The following is a 20,372-nucleotide window of genomic DNA, read 5'->3' on the forward strand; positions in this document are numbered from 1 at the left end:
CCTACTTCTGGCGCTTGTAGAACGGCAGCGCCACGACCCGGTACGGCTCGTGGGTGCCGCGGATGTCCACCCCTACACCCTCGGCGCCGGGGACCGCGTGCGCCGCGTCGACGTACGCCATCGCGATCGGCTCGCCGAGCGTCGGGGAGGGGGCGCCGGAGGTGATCTCGCCGACGACCTCGCCGCCGGCGACGACGGCCATGCCGGCGCGCGGGACGCGGCGGCCCTCGGCGATCAGGCCGACCAGCTTGCGCGGCGGGGCGGTCTCGGCGCGCTCGGCGGCGGCCTCCAGCGCCTTGCGGCCGACGAAGTCGCCCGGCTTCTCGAACTTCACGACCCGGCCGAGACCGGCGTCGAAGGGGGTGAGGGAGGTGGTCAGCTCGTGCCCGTACAGCGGCATGCCCGCCTCCAGGCGCAGCGTGTCGCGGCAGGACAGGCCGCACGGGATCAGGCCGACGCCCGCGCCCGCCTCGGTCAGCGCCGTCCACACGCCCTCGGCGTGCTCCGGCTTCAGGAAGAGCTCGAAGCCGTCCTCGCCGGTGTAGCCGGTCCGGGCGATGAGCGCCGGGACGCCGGCGACCGTGCCGGGCAGGCCCGCGTAGTACTTCAGGCCGTCCAGGTCGGCGTCGGTGAGCTGCTTGAGGATGCCGGGGGACTCGGGGCCCTGCACGGCGATCAGCGCGTACGCGTCGCGGTCGTCGCGGACCTCGGCGTCGAAGCCGCCGGAGCGGGTCACCAGGGCGTCCAGGACGACCTGCGCGTTGGAGGCGTTGGCGACGACCATGTACTCGGTCTCGCCGAGGCGGTAGACGATCAGGTCGTCGAGGATGCCGCCGTCCTCCTGGCAGATCATCGTGTACCGGGCGCGGCCGTTGCCCACCGTGGAGATGTTGCCGACGAGGGCGAAGTCGAGCAGGTCGACCGCCTGCGGGCCGGTGACGGTGATCTCGCCCATGTGGGAGAGGTCGAAGAGGCCGGCCCTGGTGCGGACGGCGTTGTGCTCGTCGCGCTCGCTGCCGTACCGCAGCGGCATGTCCCAGCCGGCGAAGTCGGTCATGGTCGCGCCCAGCGAACGATGCAGGGCATCGAGGGCGGTCAGGCGGGGGGTGGTGCTCATGATGGACGTGGCTCCCGGTTCCCGAAGGCGGAAAACATGACAGGCAAGGACGTTCCTCCCCATCTGTCATGGAACCTGAGAGGTTCACCGGGGGCATCCCCGGCTTGCACCTTGGGTGGGGACACGACAGGTGTCCCGCTTTTCAGATCTGCCTCATCCACGCGGTACGGGGCCTGAGAGATTCAAGGGAGGGTCTTGCTCCTTCGGCGCCCGGACGGCCGAGGCCGGTCCGGAACTCTCCCGCGCGGATTCGAGCGGCCGGTATGCGGTTGTACGGCGCTGCGCGCGCCTGGCGCGCACATCATCGCACGCGGTGTCGGCGCCGCAAATCGCTTGTCTCGGATTACCGTTTCTTTACACTTCGTGGGCAAGGGTCTCCGTGAGGTTCCCGGTACGTCCCCCGGGGACCCGACAGGGGGAGCAGCGATGAGGATCCAGCACACCGGCGTCTTCGCGACCGACGCCGCCATACCGGCCCAGCGGCCGCGCGCCCGGACCCGCGCGCGCGGGCGCGTCGTGCGGGACCTGCGCGACCGCGGCGGGCGGGGCCCGCGCGCCCTCACCTTCGCCGCCGGCGACGTCGTGGTCGTCTCCGGCCTGCCCGGCAGCGGCAAGTCGACCCTGCTGCGGCGGGCCGCCGAGGGCCGTGGCATCGACTCGCAGGACGCCCGGGAGCGCTGGGAGGCCCGGATGCCCCGCCTCCTGCCGTACGCGCTCTACCGCCCGCTCGTCCGGATCGCGCACTACGCCGGGCTGTACCGGGCCCTGCGCTCCGGCGCCGGCGTCGTGGTCCACGACTGCGGTACCCAGTCCTGGGTCCGCGGCTGGCTCGCCCGCTCCGCCGTCCGCCGCGGCCGCGCCCTCCACCTGGTCCTCCTCGACGTCGACCCGGACACCGCCCGGGACGGCCAGCGCGAGCGGGGCCGCGGGGTGTCCGCGTACGCCTTCGCCCGGCACCGCCGGGCCGTCGGCCGGCTCGTCGGCGCCGTCGAGTCGGGCCGGCTGCCCCGAGGCTGCGCCTCCGCCACCCTCCTCGACCGGGACGCCGCCACCGCGCTGCGCCGCATCGGCTTCCGCGAGACCTCCTGAGGCCGGCGCCGCCCCCCGGGTGCCGGTTCTGGTCACAGGCGGGGCGGGGCGGCGTTAGGGTGCTGCGGGACGGCCGGGACCAGGGCCGTGCGAGAAGGGGACGGAACCACCGTGGACGTGACGTGGCCGGGCAACGAGCTGGAGGAGGCGCTGGCCGCCGCGCTCGGCGAGCCCGCGGCCGGAGGCCGGCTCATCGAGGTGCTCGGCCGCAGCCCGGTCTGGGTCCCGCTGCCCAACGGCGGCGGCCCCGACAGCCCCGACCTGGACCTCGCCACGATGGAGATCGGCGGCGCCGCCTACGTCCCCGTCTTCAGCTCGCAGGAGCAGTTCCTCGCCTGCGTCGGCGACCACATGTCCTTCACCGTCGCCCCCGCCCGTGACTTCGCCCGCGGCCTGCCCCCGCAGCTCGGCATCGCGGTGAACCCCGGCGGCACCGTCGGCGTCCCGCTGCCCCCGCCCGCCGTCGCCGAGCTCTGCCGGACCGGCCGCACCGCCCTCGACGGGCCCGCGTCCGGCGGCCGCGTCCGGCTCTTCGAGCCCGACTGGCAGGACGACCCGGTCGACTTCCTCACCGCCGCCTCCGCCGAGTTCGACGCCACCGGCGTCGTCGCCTCCGCCCGCCGCACCCTCGCCAGCGTCGAGGGCACCGAACCGGCGCTCTTCATCGGCGTCCAGCTCACCGGCTGGGACGGCGTCGACCGCAACGCGCCGCTGGACGCCCTCGGCCGGGCCCTCGGCCGCGTCGAGGTCGCCTGGCCGGTCAACCTCATCCTGCTGGACATGGCGGCCGACCCCGTCGGCGACTGGATGCTGGAACGGGTGCGTCCCTTCTACCAGCGCGCCGCCGGATGACCCCCGGCGCTGTCTAAGCTGGACCGACCGAGACCGAACCACCGAACCGAGCCGTACGAGACAGAGGGGCGGAACCCAGGGTGAGCGCGTCAGGCGCGACCGGACAGGTCGAGCACATGCTGCGCCAGGTGGCGCCCGGACGCTACGACGCGTACGAGGGACTGCTGCACGCCCTGGCCGACGGCGAGTTGTACATGCTGCTCTGGCAGGGCTCCGCGGGCTCGCCGGAGGCCCAGTACGGCAACATGGAGGTCGACGGGTACGGCTACGCGCCCTGCGTCACCTCCGCCGGCGAACTGGCCGCCTCCGGCTGGCACCGCGCCCACGAGCGTGTCACCGGCCGCGAGATCGCCCGCGCCCTCTACCCCGAGCGCTGGGGCGTCTGGCTCAATCCGCACGCCCCCGGCGGCGGCGTCGGCATCCCGTGGGCCGATCTGCGCCGGATCGCCACCGGCCTGGACCGGATGCCCGCCGGACCGCTGCGGGTCTCCGAACCCGCCCTGGAGATGCCGCAGTTCTATGCCCAGCTCACCCAGAACGCGCACCGGACGCCGGCCGTCCGCTCGCTGCGCCGCGGCTGGGTGCAGCCCGCGCTGGGGACTCCGTACCTGGTCATCGGCCTGGACCTGTACGACGGTTCGGCGGCGGCCGTCGACGAGGTGCGGGCGATGATGCGCCAGTCGATCGGCTCGGTGCCCGAGGGGCTGCCCGTCTCGACGGTCGCGCTCTCCGACGCGTACGACCCGGTCGCGCTCTGGCTGAAGGCCCACGCCCGGCCCTTCTACGACCGCGACGCCCACGGCGCTCCGTCCCAGCATGCGGGATCCCACCGTCCGGGATACGGCTACCCGCCCGCGCAGCACCGCTGACGCCGCACCCGCGACTTTTCCCCGCCCTGGCCGAAATGGCTTGCCAGGGCGGGGTTTTGCGTCCAGTTGAGACCGCTCCCGCCGCCGATGTCCGGCATCGGACCGTTTTGGTGAGTGTCCGGGTCTCAGGTTGGTATCACCGCTATGCGGACTGTTCTCTGCCGCGTCACTCGCCAGTAGCGTTCGGCCGGTCAAGACCACACATGGCGACCCAGGGGTGGACCCATGCGCATACTCAATTCCCGGTCGACCCGGGCTCTGACGGCGGCCCTCACGGTCGGCCTCATCGCCACGGGCTGCGCGAGCGACCGGGACAAGGACGAGAACAAGTCCGGAGCCAAGGACACCTTCGTGTTCGGTGCCCCGGGCGACCCGGCCTCCCTCGACCCGGCCCTCGCGAGCGACGGCGAGACCTTCCGGGTCACCCGCCAGGCGTTCGAGGCGCTCCTGGAGCACGAGCCCGGCGGAAGCAAGCTGGTGGGCGGGCTCGCCGAGAAGTGGTCGAGCAACCCCGAGGGCACCGTCTGGACCTTCAACATCCGCAAGGGCGTGAAGTTCCACGACGGCGAGACCCTCGACGCGAAGGCGGTCTGCGCCAACTACGACTACTGGTTCAACTGGAAGGGCACCTACCAGTCGAGCGCGGTCTCGTACTACTGGCAGACCATCATGGGCGGCTTCAAGGCCAACGAGGACAAGGAGACGCCCAAGGCGAACTACAAGTCCTGCACGGCCAAGGACGACGCCACGGCCGTCATCGAGGTCTTCGAGCCCTCCGCCAACCTGCCCGGCGGCTTCTCCCTGAACGCCCTCGCGATCCACTCGCCGAAGGCGATCCAGGAGTACGCGAAGCAGCAGGTCACCGAGGCCGGCGACGCCATCACGTACCCCAAGTACAGCCAGGAGGCCGGCACGGTCGCCGGCACCGGCCCGTACAAGATCACGAAGTGGAACAAGGGCAACAAGGAAGTCGCCCTCGAGCGCTTCGACGACTACTGGGGCGACAAGGCCAAGGTGAAGAACCTGGTCTTCCGCACGATCGACACCGAGGACGGCCGCCGCCAGGCGCTCCAGGCCGGTGACATCGACGGCTACGACCTGGTCGCGCCCGCCGACATCAAGACCCTCGAGGGCGCGGGCTTCCAGGTCCCGACCCGTGACGTCTTCAACCTGCTCTACCTCGGTATGACGCAGGAGGCCAACCCGGCGCTGAAGAAGCCCGAGGTCCGCCAGGCCATCGCGCACGCCGTCGACCGCGAGAACATCGTCAAGACCCAGCTGCCCGAGGGCGGCAAGGTCGCGACCCAGTTCATGCCCGACACGGTCGCCGGCTACTCGGAGAACGTGAAAAAGTACGCCTTCGACACCGCCAAGGCCAAGTCGCTCCTCGCCGGCGCCGGCGCGAGCAACCTCTCCGTCGACTTCTGCTACCCGACCGAGGTCACCCGCCCGTACATGCCTGCCCCGCAGGACATCTTCGAGCTGGTCAAGGCCGACCTGGAGAAGGCCGGCATCAAGGTCACCCCGAAGCCGAAGAAGTGGAACCCGGACTACGTCGACGCCGTCGAGAAGGGCGGCTGCGCGCTGCACATGCTCGGCTGGACCGGCGACTTCAACGACGGCTACAACTTCATCGGCACCTGGTTCGCCGGGTACGACAAGCAGTGGGGCTTCAAGGACGACAAGGTCTTCAACGCGGTGAAGGCCGGCTCGCTCCAGGGCGACCCGACCAAGCGCACCGACCTCTACAAGGCCGCCAACGAGGCGATCATGGACTACCTGCCGGGTCTCCCGCTGACGTCCTCCCCGCCGGCCATCGCGTTCGGCAAGAACGTGGTCCCGCCGAAGGTCTCCCCGCTGACGCAGGAGAACTTCGCCGAGGTCTCCTTCAAGTAACACACCCGTAAGCGGTCCGCCCGGTCACGCGTTCCTCCCGTGACCGGGCGTCCGCGCATCCACCCTCCACACGCAAGAAAGGGGCACGCGGGGTGTTGCGACTCGTCGTACGACGACTTCTCCAGCTCATACCCACCCTGCTCGGCCTGTCGGTTCTGCTCTTCATCTGGCTGAACCGACTGCCCGGCGGACCCGCCTCAGCGATCCTGGGCGAGCGGGCGACCGAAGCCGATGTGGCGCGCATCAACCGCGCGCTGGGCCTCGACCAGCCGATCTACGTCCAGTACGGACGCTTCCTCAAGCGGCTCCTCGACCTCGACCTGGGCACCTCGGTGCAGACCGGACAGCCCGTCTGGGACGAGTTCGTGCTGCGCTTCCCGGCCACGGTCGAACTCAGCCTCGCGGCCATGCTCATCGCCACCGTCGTGGGCATCCCGCTCGGCTACCTCGCCGCCCGCAAGCGCGGCGGCTGGATCGACGTGGCCTCCGTCTCCGGCTCCCTGGTCGGCATCTGCATCCCGGTCTTCTTCCTGGCCCAGCTGCTCAAGGGCGCCTTCGGCGAGATCTTCGGCACCTTCGGCCGCCAGTCCACCGGCATCGACGCCACCAGCGTCACCGGCTTCGCCGTCCTCGACGGCGTGCTCACCGGCGAGTTCGACGCCGCCTGGGACGCCCTGATGCACCTGGTGCTGCCCGGCATCGCCCTGGCCACCATCCCGCTCGCGGTCATCGTCCGCATGACCCGCGCCAGCGTCCTGGAGGTCCTCGGCGAGGACTACATCCGCACCGCCGAGTCCAAGGGCCTGGAGCGCCGGGTCGTCCGCGGCCGCCACGTCCTGCGCAACGCGCTGCTCCCCGTCGTCACCGCCGTCGGCCTGCTCACCGGCAGCCTGCTCTCCGGCGCGGTGCTCACCGAGTCCGTCTTCTCCTTCGGCGGCATCGGCTCCTTCATCCGGACCGCGATCGACGCCCGCGACTATCCGGTGCTCGTCGGCTTCATCATGTTCATCGCCATGATCTACGTGCTGATCAACATGCTCGTCGACCTCGCCTACAGCGTCATCGACCCGAGGGTGCGGGTGCACTGATGAGTCTGATCACCACCACTTCGAAGATCGACCGGCTCGCCCAGCTCACGGCGAAGACCGAGACCGCCAGCGGCGCCAGCCTCTGGCGCGAGGCGCTGCGCCGGCTGCGCAGCAGCAAGATGGCGATCATCGGCGGCGCGATCATCGCCGGGTTCGTCCTGCTCGCGGTCATCGGTCCGTGGATCGCCCCCCACGGGCCCACCGACCAGACCTGGCGCGGCGAGGTCTTCTCCAACCGCGGCGAGTTCGTCGGCGCGCGCGCCGAGAACTGGTTCGGCCTCGACCACCTCGGCCGGGACATGTTCTCCCGGATGCTCGTGGGCGCCCGCCAGACGCTGCTCGTCGGTGTCGTCTCCATGCTCATCGGCCTGCTGATCGGCGCCGTCGTCGGCATCGTCTCCGGCGCCGCGGCCACCCTCGGCGGCCGCGCCGGCCGGCGGCTCGACGACGTGATCATGCGCGTCACCGACATCCTGCTGGCGCTGCCCTCGCTGCTCCTCGCCGTCTCCGTCGCCGCCGTGATGGGCCAGTCGCTCACCACCGTGATGATCGCCGTCGGCGTCGTGCAGATCCCGGTCTTCGCCCGGCTGCTCCGCGGCTCGATGCTCGCCCAGGGCGGCAGCGACTACGTGCTCGCCGCCCGCTCGCTCGGCATCCGCAAGCGGCGGATCGTCGTCACCCAGATCCTGCCGAACTCGCTGAGCCCGGTGATCGTCCAGGCGACGCTCAGCCTCGCCACCGCCATCATCGAGGCCGCCGCCCTCTCCTACCTCGGACTCGGCAACCCCGACCCCGCGGTGCCGGAGTGGGGCGTCATGCTCTCCCAGGCCCAGCGCTTCTTCGACAACGAGCCGATGATGTCCATGTATCCGGCGGTCGGCATCATCATCACCGCCCTCGGCTTCACCCTGCTCGGCGAGGCCATGCGCGAAGCCCTCGACCCGAAGCTGCGAGGCTGACCATGCCACTGCTCACCGTGGACGAACTCACCGTCACCTTCGGCGGCCGCGGCCGCAAGGACGTCCGGGCGGTCAACGGCGTCTCCTTCAGCGTCGACCAGGGCCAGGTCGTCGGCCTCGTCGGCGAGTCGGGCTGCGGCAAGTCCGTGACCTCGCTCGCCCTCATGGGGCTGCTGCCCGCCAAGGGCGTCACCCTCGGCGGCCGCGCCGACCTCGACGGCACGGACCTGCTCTCGCTCGCCCCCTCGAAGATGCGCGACCTGCGCGGACGCGAGATGGCGATGATCTTCCAGGACCCGCTGTCCTCGCTGAACCCGGTCGTCCCCATCGGCGTCCAGGTCACCGAGATCCTCCAGCGCCACCGCGGGCTGAAGGGCGAGGCCGCCCGCAAGGAGGCCGCCCACCTCCTCGACCGGGTCGGCATCCCCGACCCGGACCGGCGGCTCAAGGAGTACCCGCACCAGCTCTCCGGCGGCATGCGGCAGCGCGCGCTCATCGCCATGGCGGTGGCCTGCGCCCCCCGCCTGCTCATCGCCGACGAGCCGACCACCGCGCTCGACGTCACCATCCAGGCCCAGATCCTCGAACTCCTCAAGGAACTGGTCGACCAGGAGGGCACCGCGCTGCTGATGATCACCCACGACCTGGGTGTCGTCGCCGGCCTCTGCGACCAGGTGAACGTCCTCTACGCGGGCAAGGTCGTCGAATCGGCCGCCCGGCGCGAGCTGTTCGCCCACCCGACGCACCCGTACACCCACGGCCTGCTCGGCTCCATCCCCCGGCTCGACGCCCCGCGCGGCGAACCGCTCCACCCGATCCGCGGGTCCATCAACGACCAGATCGCCTGGGCCGACGGCTGCGCCTTCGCCCCCCGCTGCGACCGGTACGAGATGGAGTGCCTCACCGGCACGCCCGAACTGACCGAACCGCGCGCGGCCGGCCACCGCGCCCGCTGCGCGAACCCGGTCCTCGCCACGACGGAGGTACCGGCATGAGCCTGCTCGAACTCGACGGCGTGAAGGTCCACTTCCCCGTCAAGAAGGGCATCCTCTTCAACCGCACGGTCGGCCACGTCTACGCCGTGGACGGCATCTCGCTCAAGGTCGAGGCGGGCCAGACGTACGGCCTGGTCGGCGAGTCGGGCTGCGGCAAGACGACGCTCGGACGGGCCGTGCTGCGGCTCGTGGACGTCACCGACGGCTCCGTCGTCCTCGACGGCACCGACGTCGCCAAGCTGCCGGAGAAGGAGCTCCGCTCCTTCCGCCGCCGGCTCCAGATGGTCTTCCAGGACCCGCTGGGCAGCCTCAACCCGCGCCAGAACATCGAGTCGATCCTCAGCGAGGGCATGGCCGCCCACGGGATCGGAGCGAACCAGGAGGAGCGGCGGGAGCGGATCCGGGAGATCCTCGCCAAGGTGGGCCTGCCCGCCAACTCCCTCTCCCGCTACCCGCACGAGTTCTCCGGCGGCCAGCGCCAGCGCATCGGCATCGCCCGCGCGCTGGTCCTGGAGCCCGACCTCATCATCTGCGACGAGCCGGTCTCCGCGCTCGACGTCTCCATCCAGGCCCAGGTCATCAACCTCCTGGAGGAGCTCCAGGAGTCGATGGGCCTGACCTACCTGGTCATCGCCCACGACCTCGCCGTCGTCCGGCACATCTCGGACGTCATCGGCGTGATGTACCTGGGCTCCCTGGTGGAGGAGGCGCCGAGCGACACGCTGTACGAGGAGCCGCTGCACCCGTACACGCGGGCGCTCATGTCGGCCGTGCCGGTGCCCGACCCGGAGGTCGAGGAGCGGCGCGAGCGGATCCTCCTCCACGGCGACCTGCCCTCCCCGGCGAACCCGCCGGCGGGCTGCCGCTTCCACACCCGCTGCCCGTGGGCCCAGCCGAAGTGCGCCGAGGAGCGCCCGGAGCTCACGGACGCGGGCGGCGGCCACAAGGTGGCCTGCCACTTCACCCGGGAGATCCAGGACGGCACGATCCGCCCGGCGGGCGAGGCCGACGCCGTCGTGATCCCGGCCCAGGCGGACGCACCGGCGGCCGAGGACGCCGCTCCCGAGGACGAGGCCCCGAAGGGCAAGGCTCTCAAGGACGAGGCCCCGAAGGACGCCGCCCCCGAGGGCGACGCCGCTCCGAAGGGTGTCGAGGGCAAGCAGTAGACGGTCCCGGAAAGGGCCCGGCCGCCGTGTGGCGGCCGGGCCCTTTCCGAACGCACGGCACAATTGGCCGGTGCTCCACGATCTGTTCAGCCCGTCGGTCCAACACACGCTCGACCTCGTCGGCATCTTCGTCTTCGCCATCTCCGGCGCCCTCCTCGGCGTCCGGAAGAACTTCGACGTCTTCGGCATGGCCGTGCTCGCCGAGGTCACCGCGCTCGGCGGAGGTCTCCTCCGCGACCTGATCATCGGGGCCGTGCCCCCGGCCGCCTTCACCGACCTCGGCTACTTCCTCATGCCGCTGGTCGCCACCGTCCTGGTCTTCTTCCTCCACCCCGAGGTGGAACGCACCCAGACCGCCGTGAACGTCTTCGACGCGGCCGGCCTCGGCCTCTTCTGCGTGACCGGGACGACGAAGGCGTACGACTACGGGCTCGGCCTCACCTCCTCGGCGGCGCTCGGCCTCGCCACCGCCGTCGGCGGCGGCGTGCTGCGCGACGTCCTCGCCAACGAGGTGCCCTCGCTGCTGCGCTGGGACCGCGACCTGTACGCCGTGCCGGCGATCGTCGGCGCGGCGATGGTCGTGCTGTGCATCCGCTTCGACGTCCTGAACGCCTACACCAGCGGCGCGGCGGTGCTCACCGCCTTCCTCCTGCGGCTGCTCGCGATGCGCTACCACTGGCGGGCGCCGCGCGCCTGGAACCGGCGCTCGTCGGCCCGCGAGGAGCCGGAAAAAGCTACCGCTCAGTAGTTTCCTGCGGTACCGTCGGCCGTATGAGCACGAGCACCGAGACGAGCCCCGCCCCGCAGACGGAGGCGCGCAGCGAGTTCGACCGGGACACCGCCGTCACCCTCCGCGAGCCCGGGGTCTACGACGCCGAGCTCTCGGCCGGCTGGACGATCATCCACGCCGTCAACGGCGGCTACCTCCTCGCCCTGCTCGGTCGGGCCCTCGGCGACCACCTGCCGCACCCCGACCCGTTCACCATCTCGGCGCACTACCTCACGCCGTCGGTGCCGGGCCCCGCGGTCATCCGGACCGAGACCGTCCGCACCGGCCGGACCCTCTCCACCGGCACCGCCTCCTTGTACCAGTTCGCGGAGGACGGCACCGAGGTCGAGCGGATCCGCGTCCTCGCCTCCTACGGCGACCTCGACGCCCTCACGGACGACGTCCGCACCAGCGCGGTCCCGCCCGCCTTCGCCCCGATCGACCAGTGCTTCAGCGCCTCCGACGGCCCGGCCCCGCCGATCCCCGGCTCCTCCGCCATCACCGACCGGCTGGACCTCCGCCTCGACCCCGCCTGCGTCGGCTGGGCGATCGGCGCCCCCTCCGGCAAGGGCGAGATGCGCGCCTGGTTCGGCCTCGCCGACGGCCGCGAGCCCGACGCGCTCTCCCTGCTCCTCGCCGTCGACGCCCTCCCGCCGACCTCCTTCGAGCTGGGCCTCAAGGGCTGGACCCCGACCGTGGAGCTCACCACGCACGTCCGCTGCCGTCCCGCCCCCGGCCCGCTGCGGATCTCCATCACCACCCGCAACCTCGCGGGCGGCTTCCTGGAGGAGGACGCCGAGGTCTGGGACAGCGCCGGCCGCCTCGTGGCCCAGTCCCGCCAGCTGGCCCGCGCCCCGCGCTGAACCCCGGCGGACGCGCCCCGTCCGGCCGCGGCCGGACGGGCCGCGGCCGCGGGGGAGGGCCCCGTCCGCACTCCGGACCGAACGGTCGTCGGGGACCGGGCCGGGCTCGTAGAGGAAGGCCGCGGCCGGGCTCGTAGAATCGACCCACCATGGCTTACCTCGACCACGCCGCGACCACGCCCATGCTGCCCGAGGCGATCGAGGCGATGACCGCCCACCTCGCCGTCACGGGCAACGCCTCGTCCCTGCACGCCGCCGGGCGGCGCGCCCGGCGGACCGTCGAGGAGGGCCGCGAGACCCTCGCCGCCGCGCTCGGCGCCCGGCCCAGCGAGGTGGTGTTCACCTCCGGCGGCACCGAGGCCGACAACCTCGCGGTCAAGGGCCTCTACTGGTCCCGCCGCGACGCCGACCCGCGCCGCACCCGCGTCCTCGCCAGCCCCGTCGAGCACCACGCCGTCCTCGACGCCGTCGACTGGCTCGCGACCCACGAGGGCGCCCGGGTCGAGTACCTGCCGGTCGACGCCCACGGCCGGGTCCACCCCGAGGCGCTGCGCGAGGCGATCGCCCGCGACCCGGAATCCGTCGCCCTCGCCACCGTCATGTGGGCCAACAACGAGATCGGCACCGTGATGCCGGTCCGCGCGCTCGCCGACGTCGCCGCCGAGTTCGGGGTCCCGCTGCACGCCGACGCCGTCCAGGCCGTCGGCCAGCTCCCGGTCGACTTCGGCGCCTCCGGGCTCGCCGCCCTCACCCTCTCCGGCCACAAGATCGGCGGCCCCTACGGCATCGGCGCCCTGCTGCTGGGCCGCGAGCACACCCCCGTCCCCGTGCTACACGGCGGCGGCCAGGAGCGCCACGTCCGCTCCGGCACCCTCGACGTCCCCGCCGTCGCCGCCTTCGCCACCGCCGCCCGCATCGCCGCCGACGGCCAGGAGGGCTTCGCCCGTGACATCGGCGCCCTGCGCGACTCCCTCGTCACCGCCGTCCGTACGGCCGTCCCGGACGCGCTCCTCGGCGGCGACCCGGTCGACCGGCTCCCCGCCAACGCCCACTTCACCTTCCCCGGCTGCGAGGGCGACTCCCTGCTCCTCCTCCTGGACGCCGCCGGCATCGCCTGCTCCACCGGCTCCGCCTGCACCGCCGGCATCGCCCAGCCCAGCCACGTCCTCCTCGCCACCGGCGCCGACCCCGACCTGGCCCGCGGCACCCTCCGCTTCTCCCTCGGCCACACCTCCACCGACGAGGACGTGCGGGCCGTCGCCGACGCCATCGGCCCCGCCGTGGAGCGGGCCAGGACCGCCGGCCTCAGCTGAACCCCGCCGGTCTCACGCCGGGAGCTTCGCCCGCTCCCGGCGGACCAGCTCCATGTACCGGTCCCAGTCCCAGTGCGGGCCGGGGTCGGTGTGGTCGGTGCCCTCGACCTCCGCGTGCTCGATGATGTGCTCCCGGTCGACCGGTATGCCGTGCCGGGCGCAGATGTCCGCGGTCAGCCGGGCCGACGCCTCGTACATGGCCTTCGTGAAGTCCTTCGGCCGGTCCACGAAGCCCTCGTGCTCGATGCCGACGCTCCGCTCGTTCATGTCCCGGTTCCCGGCGTGATAGGCCACGTCGAGCTCCCGCACCATCTGCGCCACCCGTCCGTCCTTGCCGACCACGTAGTGCGTGGCGGCCTCGTGCAGCGGGTTCCTGAAGACCTTCAGGGCGGTGGCGTAGCTGCCCTGCACCACGTGGATCACCACCCGGTCGATCCGGTAGTCGTCCGGCCGGTCCGCCCGCCGGGAGTTCGCCTGGTGCGCCGCCGTCCACGCGGCCGCCCGGTAGTCCAGCTCCCCGTCCACCCGCGGCTTCTCCATCCACGGCAGCCGCCACCAGGCCCGCGCCAGCTCCTCGCGCGCCAGCGCGGCCGTACCCAGCACGGCCACGCCGCCGCCGACCAGCACCGCGCGCCGGCCGACCCCCCGCTTCTTCCCGTTCTCGCTCCCCATGCACCCCAGAACGCCGGTCCCGGCCGCACGGTTCCCGCCGACCCTTACCCTGGTAGGGCTATGACTGAGACTCCGCGCCCCCTTCGTGTCCTCGCCGCCATGTCCGGCGGAGTGGACTCCGCCGTCGCCGCCGCCCGAGCCGTCGAAGCCGGGCACGACGTCACCGGCGTGCATCTCGCGCTCTCCGCGAACCCGCAGTCCTTCCGCACCGGAGCCCGCGGCTGCTGCACCATCGAGGACTCCCGCGACGCGCGCCGGGCCGCCGACGTCATCGGCATCCCCTTCTACGTGTGGGACCTCGCCGAGCGCTTCCGCGCCGACGTCGTCGACGACTTCGTCGCGGAGTACGAGGCGGGCCGCACGCCCAACCCGTGCCTGCGCTGCAACGAGAAGATCAAGTTCGCCGCCCTGCTCGACAAGGCGCTCGCCCTCGGCTTCGACGCCGTCTGCACCGGCCACTACGCCACCGTGGTGCTGAACGAGGACGGCACCCGCGAGCTGCACCGCGCCTCCGACATGGCCAAGGACCAGTCGTACGTGCTCGGCGTCCTCGACGAGCAGCAGCTCGCCCACGCCCTCTTCCCGCTCGGCGACACCCTCACCACCAAGGACGAGATCCGGGCCGAGGCCGAGCGGCGCGGCCTCGCCGTCGCCAAGAAGCCCGACAGCCACGACATCTGCTTCATCGCCGACGGCGACACCCAGGGCTTCCTCGCGTCCCGCCTGGGCAAGGCCGAGGGCGACATCGTCGACGAGTCCGGCGCCAAGCTCGGCACCCACGAGGGCGCCTTCGGCTTCACCATCGGCCAGCGCAAGGGCCTGCGCATCGGCCACCCGGCCGCCGACGGCAAGCCCCGCTACGTCCTCGACATCTCGCCCGTCAACAACACCGTCACCGTCGGCCCCGCCGAGGCCCTCGACGTCACCGCCCTCACCGCGATCAAGCCCCGCTGGTGCGGCACCGCCCCCGCCGGTCCCGGCCGCTACACCGCCCAGCTCCGCGCCCACGGCGGCGAGACCGAGGTGACCGCGGCCCTGGAGGACGGCGAGCTGAAGGTCGCCTTCGCCGAGCCCGTCCGCGGCGTCGCCCCCGGCCAGGCGATCGTCCTCTACGACGGCACCCGCGTGGTCGGCTCCGCGACGATCGCGGCGACGGTACGGCGCACGGCCCCCGCCCCCGCCTGACCCGGGCCCGGCGGAGCCGCGCGGCTCACGCCGGCTCCGCCTCCTCCGCGACCTCCGCCACGAACTCCGCGAGCACCGGCGCCAGCACATGGGGCGCCACCTCGTGGGTCTGCCCCGTGAGCGTCCGGTGCCGGGCCCGCGGCAGGAACGCGGACAGCGCCCGGGCGGCCCGCCGGACCGGCGCCGGACTCGCGCCCCCGTCGACCACCAGCACGCGCGCGTGGACCTCCGGGCACAGCCCCGGACAGGGCGGCTCGAACACCGACACCGCCGCCACCGGCACCCCCGCCGCCGCGGCCGCGAGCGCCAGCGCCCCGCCCGTCCCGCTGCCGTGCACCGCCGCGCCCGGGCCCGCCGCCGCCAGCACCGCCGCCAGGTCCTCGTACTCCCGCTCCACCGCGTACGGCCCGCTCCCGCCGCTCCGGCCGTGCCCCCGGCGGTCGTAGACGAACACCGGGAAGTCCCGCGCCAGCAGCCGGGCCAGCGGCGCCTGTCCGGCCCCCGTCCCCAGCGCCCCGCTCACCAGCACCACCGCGGGCCGATCCCCGGCCCCCGCCCCGTACCGCCCGTACGCGATCGTCGTCCCGTCCCGGGACACGACCGTCCTCACCTCGTCCATGGCAGGGCAGACCGGCGCCCCCGCCGGAACTCATCGCCGCGCCCCGGAATTCCCCGAAGAATCTTGGAACCCGCAGGTCAGGACGGTACGAAAGAACCCGTGCCCTACCGTGGGCGCCATGAACATCTGCGTCTTCCTCTCCGCCGCCGACCTCGACGAGCGCTACACCGTCCCCGCCCGCGAGTTCGCCGGCCTCCTCGGCAAGGCCGGCCACACCCTCGTCTGGGGCGGCTCCGACACCGGCCTGATGAAGGTCGTCGCCGACGGCGTCCAGGAGGCCGGCGGCCGCCTCGTCGGCGTCTCCGTCGACTTCCTCGCCGCCAAGGCCCGCCCGGACGCCGACGAGATGACCATCACCAAGGACCTCGCCGAACGGAAGGCGCTCCTCCTCGCCAAGTCCGACGCGATCGTCGTCATGGTCGGCGGCACCGGCACCCTCGACGAGGCCACCGAGATCCTGGAGCTCAAGAAGCACGCCCAGCACACCAAGCCCGTCGTCGTCCTCAACACCGCCGGCTTCTACGACGGCCTCAAGACCCAGTTCCAGCGCATGGAGGACGAAGGCTTCCTCCCCCGCCCCCTCACCGAACTCGCCTTCTTCGCCGAGGACGGGCGCACGGCCCTCGCGTACCTGGAGAGCGAGATCGCCGCCCGCTGATGGGACCATGGTGCCCATGGCTACTCATGTGATCACCGGGGCCGGTTCCGGCATCGGCGCCGCCGTCGCCCGGCGGCTGCACGCGCGCGGGGACGAACTCGTGCTGCACGCGCGCGACGCGGGGCGCGCCAAGGAGCTGGCGGCCGAGTTCCCCGGCGCGCGCACGCTCGTGGGGGACCTCGCCGATCCGGACCGGCTCTCCTGGGCGTTCTCGCACCAGAGCCTGCCCGACCGGGTCGACTCGCTGCTGCACATCGCCGGCGTCGTCGACCTCGGCACGGTGGGCGAGCTCACCCCCAAGGCATGGCACCACCAGCTGAACGTGAACCTGGTCGCGCCCGCCGAACTGACCCGGCACTTCCTGCCCCAGCTCCGCGTCTCCCAGGGCCACGTCGTCTTCGTGAACTCCGGCGCCGGGCTGAACGCGCACGCCGAGTGGAGCGCGTACGCCGCCTCCAAGCACGGCCTGAAGGCCCTCGCCGACTCCCTGCGCCACGAGGAGCACGCCCACGGCGTCCGGGTCACCTCCGTCTACCCGGGCCGCACCGCCAGCCCCATGCAGGCCAAGGTGCACCAGCAGGAGGGCAAGGAGTACGACCCCGCGCGGTGGATCGACCCCGAGTCCGTCGCGACCACGATCGTGATGGCCCTCGACCTGCCGCGCGACGCCGAGGTCAACGACCTGACGGTCCGTCCGGGGCGATGACCATGAACGACGTTCCCCAGTGGGGTCCCGCGACCGGCGTCGGCTCGCTGCCCGGCGGCGACGCCCGCGAGGCCGCCAAGACCGTCACCGGCTCCTTCGAGGACTTCCCCTTCCTCGCCGAACTCCCCGCCCGCGGCCCCGGCGCCGACATGATCGGCCGCACCCTCGGGCTGCTCGTCGACCTGTACGCGCACGTGGAGCCCAGCGGCTGGCGGATCAGCGACCGGCCCGGCCGCGACACCCGCCGCGCCCGCTCCTGGCTCGGCGAGGACCTCGACGCCCTGGAGGAGTTCACCCAGGGTTACGAGGGGCCGCTCAAGGTCCAGGCCGTCGGCCCGTGGACCCTCGCCGCCGCCCTGGAACTCCGCGGCGGGGAGGCCGCCCTGGGCGACCCCGGAGCCTGCCGCGACCTCGCCGCCTCCCTCGCCGACGGCCTGCGCGAGCACCTCGCCGACGTCGCCAAGCGCGTCCCCGGCGCCCGGATCGTGCTCCAGCTCGACGAGCCCTCCCTCACCTCCGTCCTCCTCGGGCAGATCCGCACCGCCAGCGGCTACCGCACCCACCGGGCCGTCGACCGGCAGGTCGTGGAGGCCGCCCTGCGGGACGTGATCGCCGCCCACGACGGGCCCGTCACCGTCCACTCCTGCGCCCCAGGCGTCCCCTTCGCGCTGCTCCGCAGGGCCGGCGCCGCGGGCGTCTCGTTCGACTTCGGCCTGCTCACCGAACGTGACGAGGAGCCCCTCGGCGAGGCCGTGGAGGCCGGCACGAAGCTCTTCGCCGGTGTGGTGCCCTCCACCGACACGGCATTGTCCGACCCGGGCGGTAGCGTCATGGGTGTCAGGACGCTGTGGCGCAGGCTGGGGCTGAATCCGGGGACTCTCGCCGAGTCCGTGGTCGTCACCCCCACCTGCGGGCTCGCGGGCGCCTCGCCCGCGTACGCCCGGGCGGCGCTCGCCCACTGCGCCCGGGCGGCGAGATCGCTCGCGGACAACCCAGAGTGACCGGGTTCTGAAGGCACGGGAGGACGGACGAAGGTGGCAGTCGAACAGGGGGCCCTGCCCGGCGGAGAGGCGGTCGTGCCCGCCGAGGCACGGGAGAAGCACGCCGAGCTGGCCGAGCAGGTCGAGGAGCACCGCTTCCGGTACTACGTGAAGGACCAGCCGGTCGTCAGCGACGCGGAGTTCGACCGGCTCCTGCGCGCCCTGGAGGCGCTGGAGGAGGAGCACCCGGAGCTGCGCACGCCCGACTCGCCGACCCAGAAGGTGGCCGGGCAGTACGAGACGGACTTCGCCTCCGTCGAGCACCGCGAGCGCATGCTCTCGCTGGACAACGCCTTCGACGACGAGGAGCTGTCCACCTGGGCCGAGCGCGTCGCCCGGGACGTCGGCACCCCCGACTTCCACTTCCTGTGCGAGCTCAAGGTCGACGGCCTCGCCGTCAACCTCACCTACGAGCACGGCCGGCTCACCCGCGCCGCCACCCGCGGCGACGGCCGCGCCGGCGAGGACATCACGCCCAACGTGCGGACGATCGCCGACATCCCCGAGCGCCTCCAGGGCGACCGGATCCCGGAGCTCGTCGAGATCCGGGGCGAGGTCTACTTCCCCATGGAGGCGTTCGAGGCACTGAACGCGCGCCTGGTGGACGCCGGCGACAAGCCCTTCGCCAACCCGCGCAACGCGGCCGCAGGCTCGCTGCGCCAGAAGGACCCGAAGGTCACCGCCACCCGCCCGCTCCACATGGTGGTCCACGGCATCGGCGCCCGCGAGGGCTTCGAGATCGCCCGCCTCTCGGAGGCGTACGGGCTCCTGCGGGAGTGGGGCCTGCCCACCTCCACGCACAACAGGGTGGTCTCCTCCCTCCCCGAGGTGCGCGAGTTCATCGCGTACTACGGCGAGAACCGCCACTCCGTGGCCCACGAGATCGACGGCGTCGTCGTCAAGCTCGACGAGATCCCCCTCCAGGGCCGGCTCGGCTCCACCGCGCGCGCCCCGCGCTGGGCCATCGCGTGGAAGTACGCGCCGGAGGAGGTCAACACCAAGCTGGTCGACATCAAGGTCGGCGTCGGCCGCACCGGCCGCGTCACCCCGTACGCGCAGGTGGAGCCGGTCACCGTGGCCGGCTCCGAGGTCGAGTTCGCCACCCTCCACAACCAGGAGGTGGTGAAGGCCAAGGGCGTCCTCATCGGCGACACCGTGGTGCTCCGCAAGGCCGGCGACGTCATCCCCGAGATCCTCGGTCCGGTCGTCGACCTGCGGGACGGCACCGAGCGCGAGTTCGTGATGCCGGCCGAGTGCCCCGAGTGCGGCACGGCGCTGAAGCCGATGAAGGAGGGCGACATCGACCTCCGCTGCCCGAACGCCCGGACCTGCCCGGCCCAGCTGCGCGAGCGGCTCTTCTTCCTCGCCGGCCGCCAGTGCCTGGACATCGAGAACTTCGGCGCCGTGGCCGCCGCCGCCCTCACCCGGCCCCTGGAGCCCGCCGAGCCGCCGCTCGCCGACGAGGGCGACCTCTTCGACCTCACCATCGAGCAGCTGCTCCCGATCAAGGCGTACGTCCTCGACGCCGACAGCGGGCTGCCCAAGCGGGACCCGAAGACCGGCGAGGAGAAGATCGTCACCGTCTTCGCCAACCAGAAGGGCGAGCCGAAGAAGAACGCGCTCGCCATGCTGGCGAACATCGAGGCCGCCAAGACCCGCCCGCTCGCCCGGTTCATCAACGGCCTCTCCATCCGCCACGTCGGCCCCGTCGCCGCCGAGGCGCTGGCCCGCGAGTTCCGCTCCCTGGAGCGGATCGAGCAGGCCACCGAGGAGGAGCTGGCCGCCGTCGACGGCGTCGGCGGCATCATCGCCACCGCGGTGAAGCAGTGGTTCTCCGAGGAGTGGCACCGCGAGATCGTGCGGAAGTGGCGCGCCGCCGGCATCACCCTGGAGGACGAGGGCGCCGGGGAGGACGAGGGCCCCCGCCCGCTGGAGGGCCTCACGGTCGTCGTGACCGGCACCCTGGAGCAGTTCACCCGGGATGGCGCAAAAGAGTCGCTCCAGAGCCGCGGAGCCAAGGTCACCGGTTCCGTTTCGAAGAAGACGAGCTTCGTCGTCGTGGGCGAGAACCCGGGTTCCAAGTACGACAAGGCCATGCAGCTGAAGGTTCCGGTTCTGGACGAGGAGGGCTTCAAGATCCTGCTCGAACAGGGTCCCGAGGCCGCCCGCGAGGCCGCACAGCCGGTCGAGGAGTAACCCCGGGTCACCCCCTCTCCGCCCCCGGAAGCTCACCCGTTCGGCGCATACCAGATCGTTACGGGTGGCCAGGTCGCATTCGGGCAAGAGAGGGAGAGCGCTGCCCCTCGGTGCCCTCGGCGGCCTAGTGTGGTGACCGTGCGTCTCGTCCCGCACCGCCGCGAGGGTTCTGCGCGGCCGTGCGCCAGGACGAACGGCCCCGCGCCCTGCGCCCCGCCCCCGAAGCCGGCGGGGCGTACCAGCGGCGGCCGGACGCCACCCGGGCCGCCTCGCCGCGGTCCATCGGACAGCGACGGCACCGCCGCCTGTGAGAGGGACGG

General features: G+C 72.7%; 20 protein-coding genes and 1 riboswitch. Of the genes, 17 read left to right on the forward strand and 3 right to left on the reverse strand.

The features are described from left to right. Position 1 precedes the first annotated feature (1 nt). Entirely contained in the window at positions 2-1,117 is a 1,116-nt protein-coding gene (gene gcvT / locus ACFVU3_RS01470; RefSeq protein WP_390062674.1) for a glycine cleavage system aminomethyltransferase GcvT, read from the reverse strand. Positions 1,118-1,269: 152 nt separating this feature from the next. After that, positions 1,270-1,370: riboswitch (glycine riboswitch) on the reverse strand. Between the two features lie 173 nt (positions 1,371-1,543). On the opposite strand from gcvT, the gene ACFVU3_RS01475 reads away from it, so the two are divergent. The 11 genes from ACFVU3_RS01475 to ACFVU3_RS01525 all read left to right on the forward strand — a co-directional run bounded on the left by ACFVU3_RS01475 (position 1,544) and on the right by ACFVU3_RS01525 (position 12,976). After that, positions 1,544-2,206, forward strand: a complete 663-nt coding sequence (locus ACFVU3_RS01475) for an AAA family ATPase (RefSeq protein ID WP_390062676.1) — start codon at positions 1,544-1,546, stop codon at positions 2,204-2,206. Positions 2,207-2,317: 111 nt separating this feature from the next. Continuing rightward, positions 2,318-3,058, forward strand: coding sequence for an enhanced serine sensitivity protein SseB (locus ACFVU3_RS01480; protein WP_390062678.1), 741 nt, complete (start codon positions 2,318-2,320; stop codon positions 3,056-3,058). An 80-nt stretch (positions 3,059-3,138) separates the two neighbouring features. Beyond that, positions 3,139-3,927, forward strand: coding sequence for an enhanced serine sensitivity protein SseB C-terminal domain-containing protein (locus tag ACFVU3_RS01485; protein WP_390062680.1), 789 nt, complete (start codon positions 3,139-3,141; stop codon positions 3,925-3,927). Between the two features lie 225 nt (positions 3,928-4,152). Continuing rightward, on the forward strand, positions 4,153-5,823 hold the full coding sequence (locus tag ACFVU3_RS01490; RefSeq protein WP_390062682.1) for an ABC transporter substrate-binding protein: 1,671 nt from the start codon (positions 4,153-4,155) through the stop codon (positions 5,821-5,823). A gap of 92 nt (positions 5,824-5,915) precedes the next feature. Continuing rightward, complete coding sequence (locus ACFVU3_RS01495; RefSeq protein WP_390062684.1) at positions 5,916-6,911, forward strand: ABC transporter permease; 996 nt, start codon at positions 5,916-5,918, stop codon at positions 6,909-6,911. Next, complete coding sequence (locus ACFVU3_RS01500) at positions 6,911-7,870, forward strand: ABC transporter permease (RefSeq protein ID WP_390062686.1); 960 nt, start codon at positions 6,911-6,913, stop codon at positions 7,868-7,870. The genes ACFVU3_RS01495 and ACFVU3_RS01500 overlap by 1 nt, the downstream gene beginning before the upstream one ends. 2 nt (positions 7,871-7,872) lie before the next feature. Then, a complete protein-coding gene (locus tag ACFVU3_RS01505) occupies positions 7,873-8,865 on the forward strand; it encodes an ABC transporter ATP-binding protein (protein WP_390062688.1) in 993 nt (330 codons plus the stop codon). Then, on the forward strand, positions 8,862-10,031 hold the full coding sequence (locus ACFVU3_RS01510) for an ABC transporter ATP-binding protein (protein ID WP_390062690.1): 1,170 nt from the start codon (positions 8,862-8,864) through the stop codon (positions 10,029-10,031). The genes ACFVU3_RS01505 and ACFVU3_RS01510 overlap by 4 nt, the downstream gene beginning before the upstream one ends. A 70-nt stretch (positions 10,032-10,101) precedes the next feature. Beyond that, positions 10,102-10,779 (forward strand): trimeric intracellular cation channel family protein, encoded by a 678-nt coding sequence (locus tag ACFVU3_RS01515; protein WP_189848036.1) that lies wholly within the window; start codon positions 10,102-10,104, stop codon positions 10,777-10,779. 23 nt (positions 10,780-10,802) lie between these two features. Beyond that, entirely contained in the window at positions 10,803-11,663 is an 861-nt protein-coding gene (locus ACFVU3_RS01520; protein WP_390062692.1) for a thioesterase family protein, read from the forward strand. A 149-nt stretch (positions 11,664-11,812) separates the two neighbouring features. Then, positions 11,813-12,976 (forward strand): cysteine desulfurase family protein, encoded by a 1,164-nt coding sequence (locus tag ACFVU3_RS01525; protein WP_390062694.1) that lies wholly within the window; start codon positions 11,813-11,815, stop codon positions 12,974-12,976. A gap of 12 nt (positions 12,977-12,988) precedes the next feature. Here ACFVU3_RS01525 and ACFVU3_RS01530 read toward each other — a convergent pair whose 3' ends face one another. Further along, positions 12,989-13,648 (reverse strand): N-acetylmuramoyl-L-alanine amidase, encoded by a 660-nt coding sequence (locus ACFVU3_RS01530; protein ID WP_390062696.1) that lies wholly within the window; start codon positions 13,646-13,648, stop codon positions 12,989-12,991. Positions 13,649-13,708: 60 nt separating this feature from the next. Between ACFVU3_RS01530 and mnmA the strand changes: the two genes are divergently transcribed. Further along, the gene (mnmA, locus tag ACFVU3_RS01535) at positions 13,709-14,833 is read left to right on the forward strand and encodes a tRNA 2-thiouridine(34) synthase MnmA (RefSeq protein ID WP_390062698.1); all 1,125 of its coding nucleotides are present in this window, start codon (positions 13,709-13,711) and stop codon (positions 14,831-14,833) included. Between the two features lie 25 nt (positions 14,834-14,858). On the opposite strand, the gene ACFVU3_RS01540 is transcribed toward mnmA, so the two are convergent. Beyond that, positions 14,859-15,452 (reverse strand): alpha/beta fold hydrolase, encoded by a 594-nt coding sequence (locus tag ACFVU3_RS01540; RefSeq protein ID WP_390062700.1) that lies wholly within the window; start codon positions 15,450-15,452, stop codon positions 14,859-14,861. A 118-nt stretch (positions 15,453-15,570) separates the two neighbouring features. Here ACFVU3_RS01540 and ACFVU3_RS01545 point away from each other — a divergent pair, with 118 nt between their 5' ends. The 5 genes from ACFVU3_RS01545 (at position 15,571) to ACFVU3_RS01565 (ending at position 20,363) form a co-directional block, all read left to right on the forward strand. Further along, entirely contained in the window at positions 15,571-16,110 is a 540-nt protein-coding gene (locus ACFVU3_RS01545; protein WP_390062702.1) for a TIGR00730 family Rossman fold protein, read from the forward strand. A gap of 7 nt (positions 16,111-16,117) precedes the next feature. Next, positions 16,118-16,816 (forward strand): SDR family oxidoreductase, encoded by a 699-nt coding sequence (locus ACFVU3_RS01550; protein ID WP_390062704.1) that lies wholly within the window; start codon positions 16,118-16,120, stop codon positions 16,814-16,816. A gap of 2 nt (positions 16,817-16,818) precedes the next feature. Continuing rightward, positions 16,819-17,817 (forward strand): methionine synthase, encoded by a 999-nt coding sequence (locus ACFVU3_RS01555; protein WP_390062706.1) that lies wholly within the window; start codon positions 16,819-16,821, stop codon positions 17,815-17,817. Between the two features lie 33 nt (positions 17,818-17,850). Then, positions 17,851-20,052, forward strand: coding sequence for an NAD-dependent DNA ligase LigA (ligA, locus tag ACFVU3_RS01560; RefSeq protein WP_390062708.1), 2,202 nt, complete (start codon positions 17,851-17,853; stop codon positions 20,050-20,052). 179 nt (positions 20,053-20,231) lie between these two features. Next, positions 20,232-20,363, forward strand: a complete 132-nt coding sequence (locus ACFVU3_RS01565) for a hypothetical protein (protein WP_390062709.1) — start codon at positions 20,232-20,234, stop codon at positions 20,361-20,363. Positions 20,364-20,372: the final 9 nt, after the last annotated feature.

The organism is Streptomyces sp. NPDC058052 (assembly GCF_042885515.1).
Taxonomy (GTDB): Bacteria; Actinomycetota; Actinomycetes; order Streptomycetales; family Streptomycetaceae; genus Streptomyces.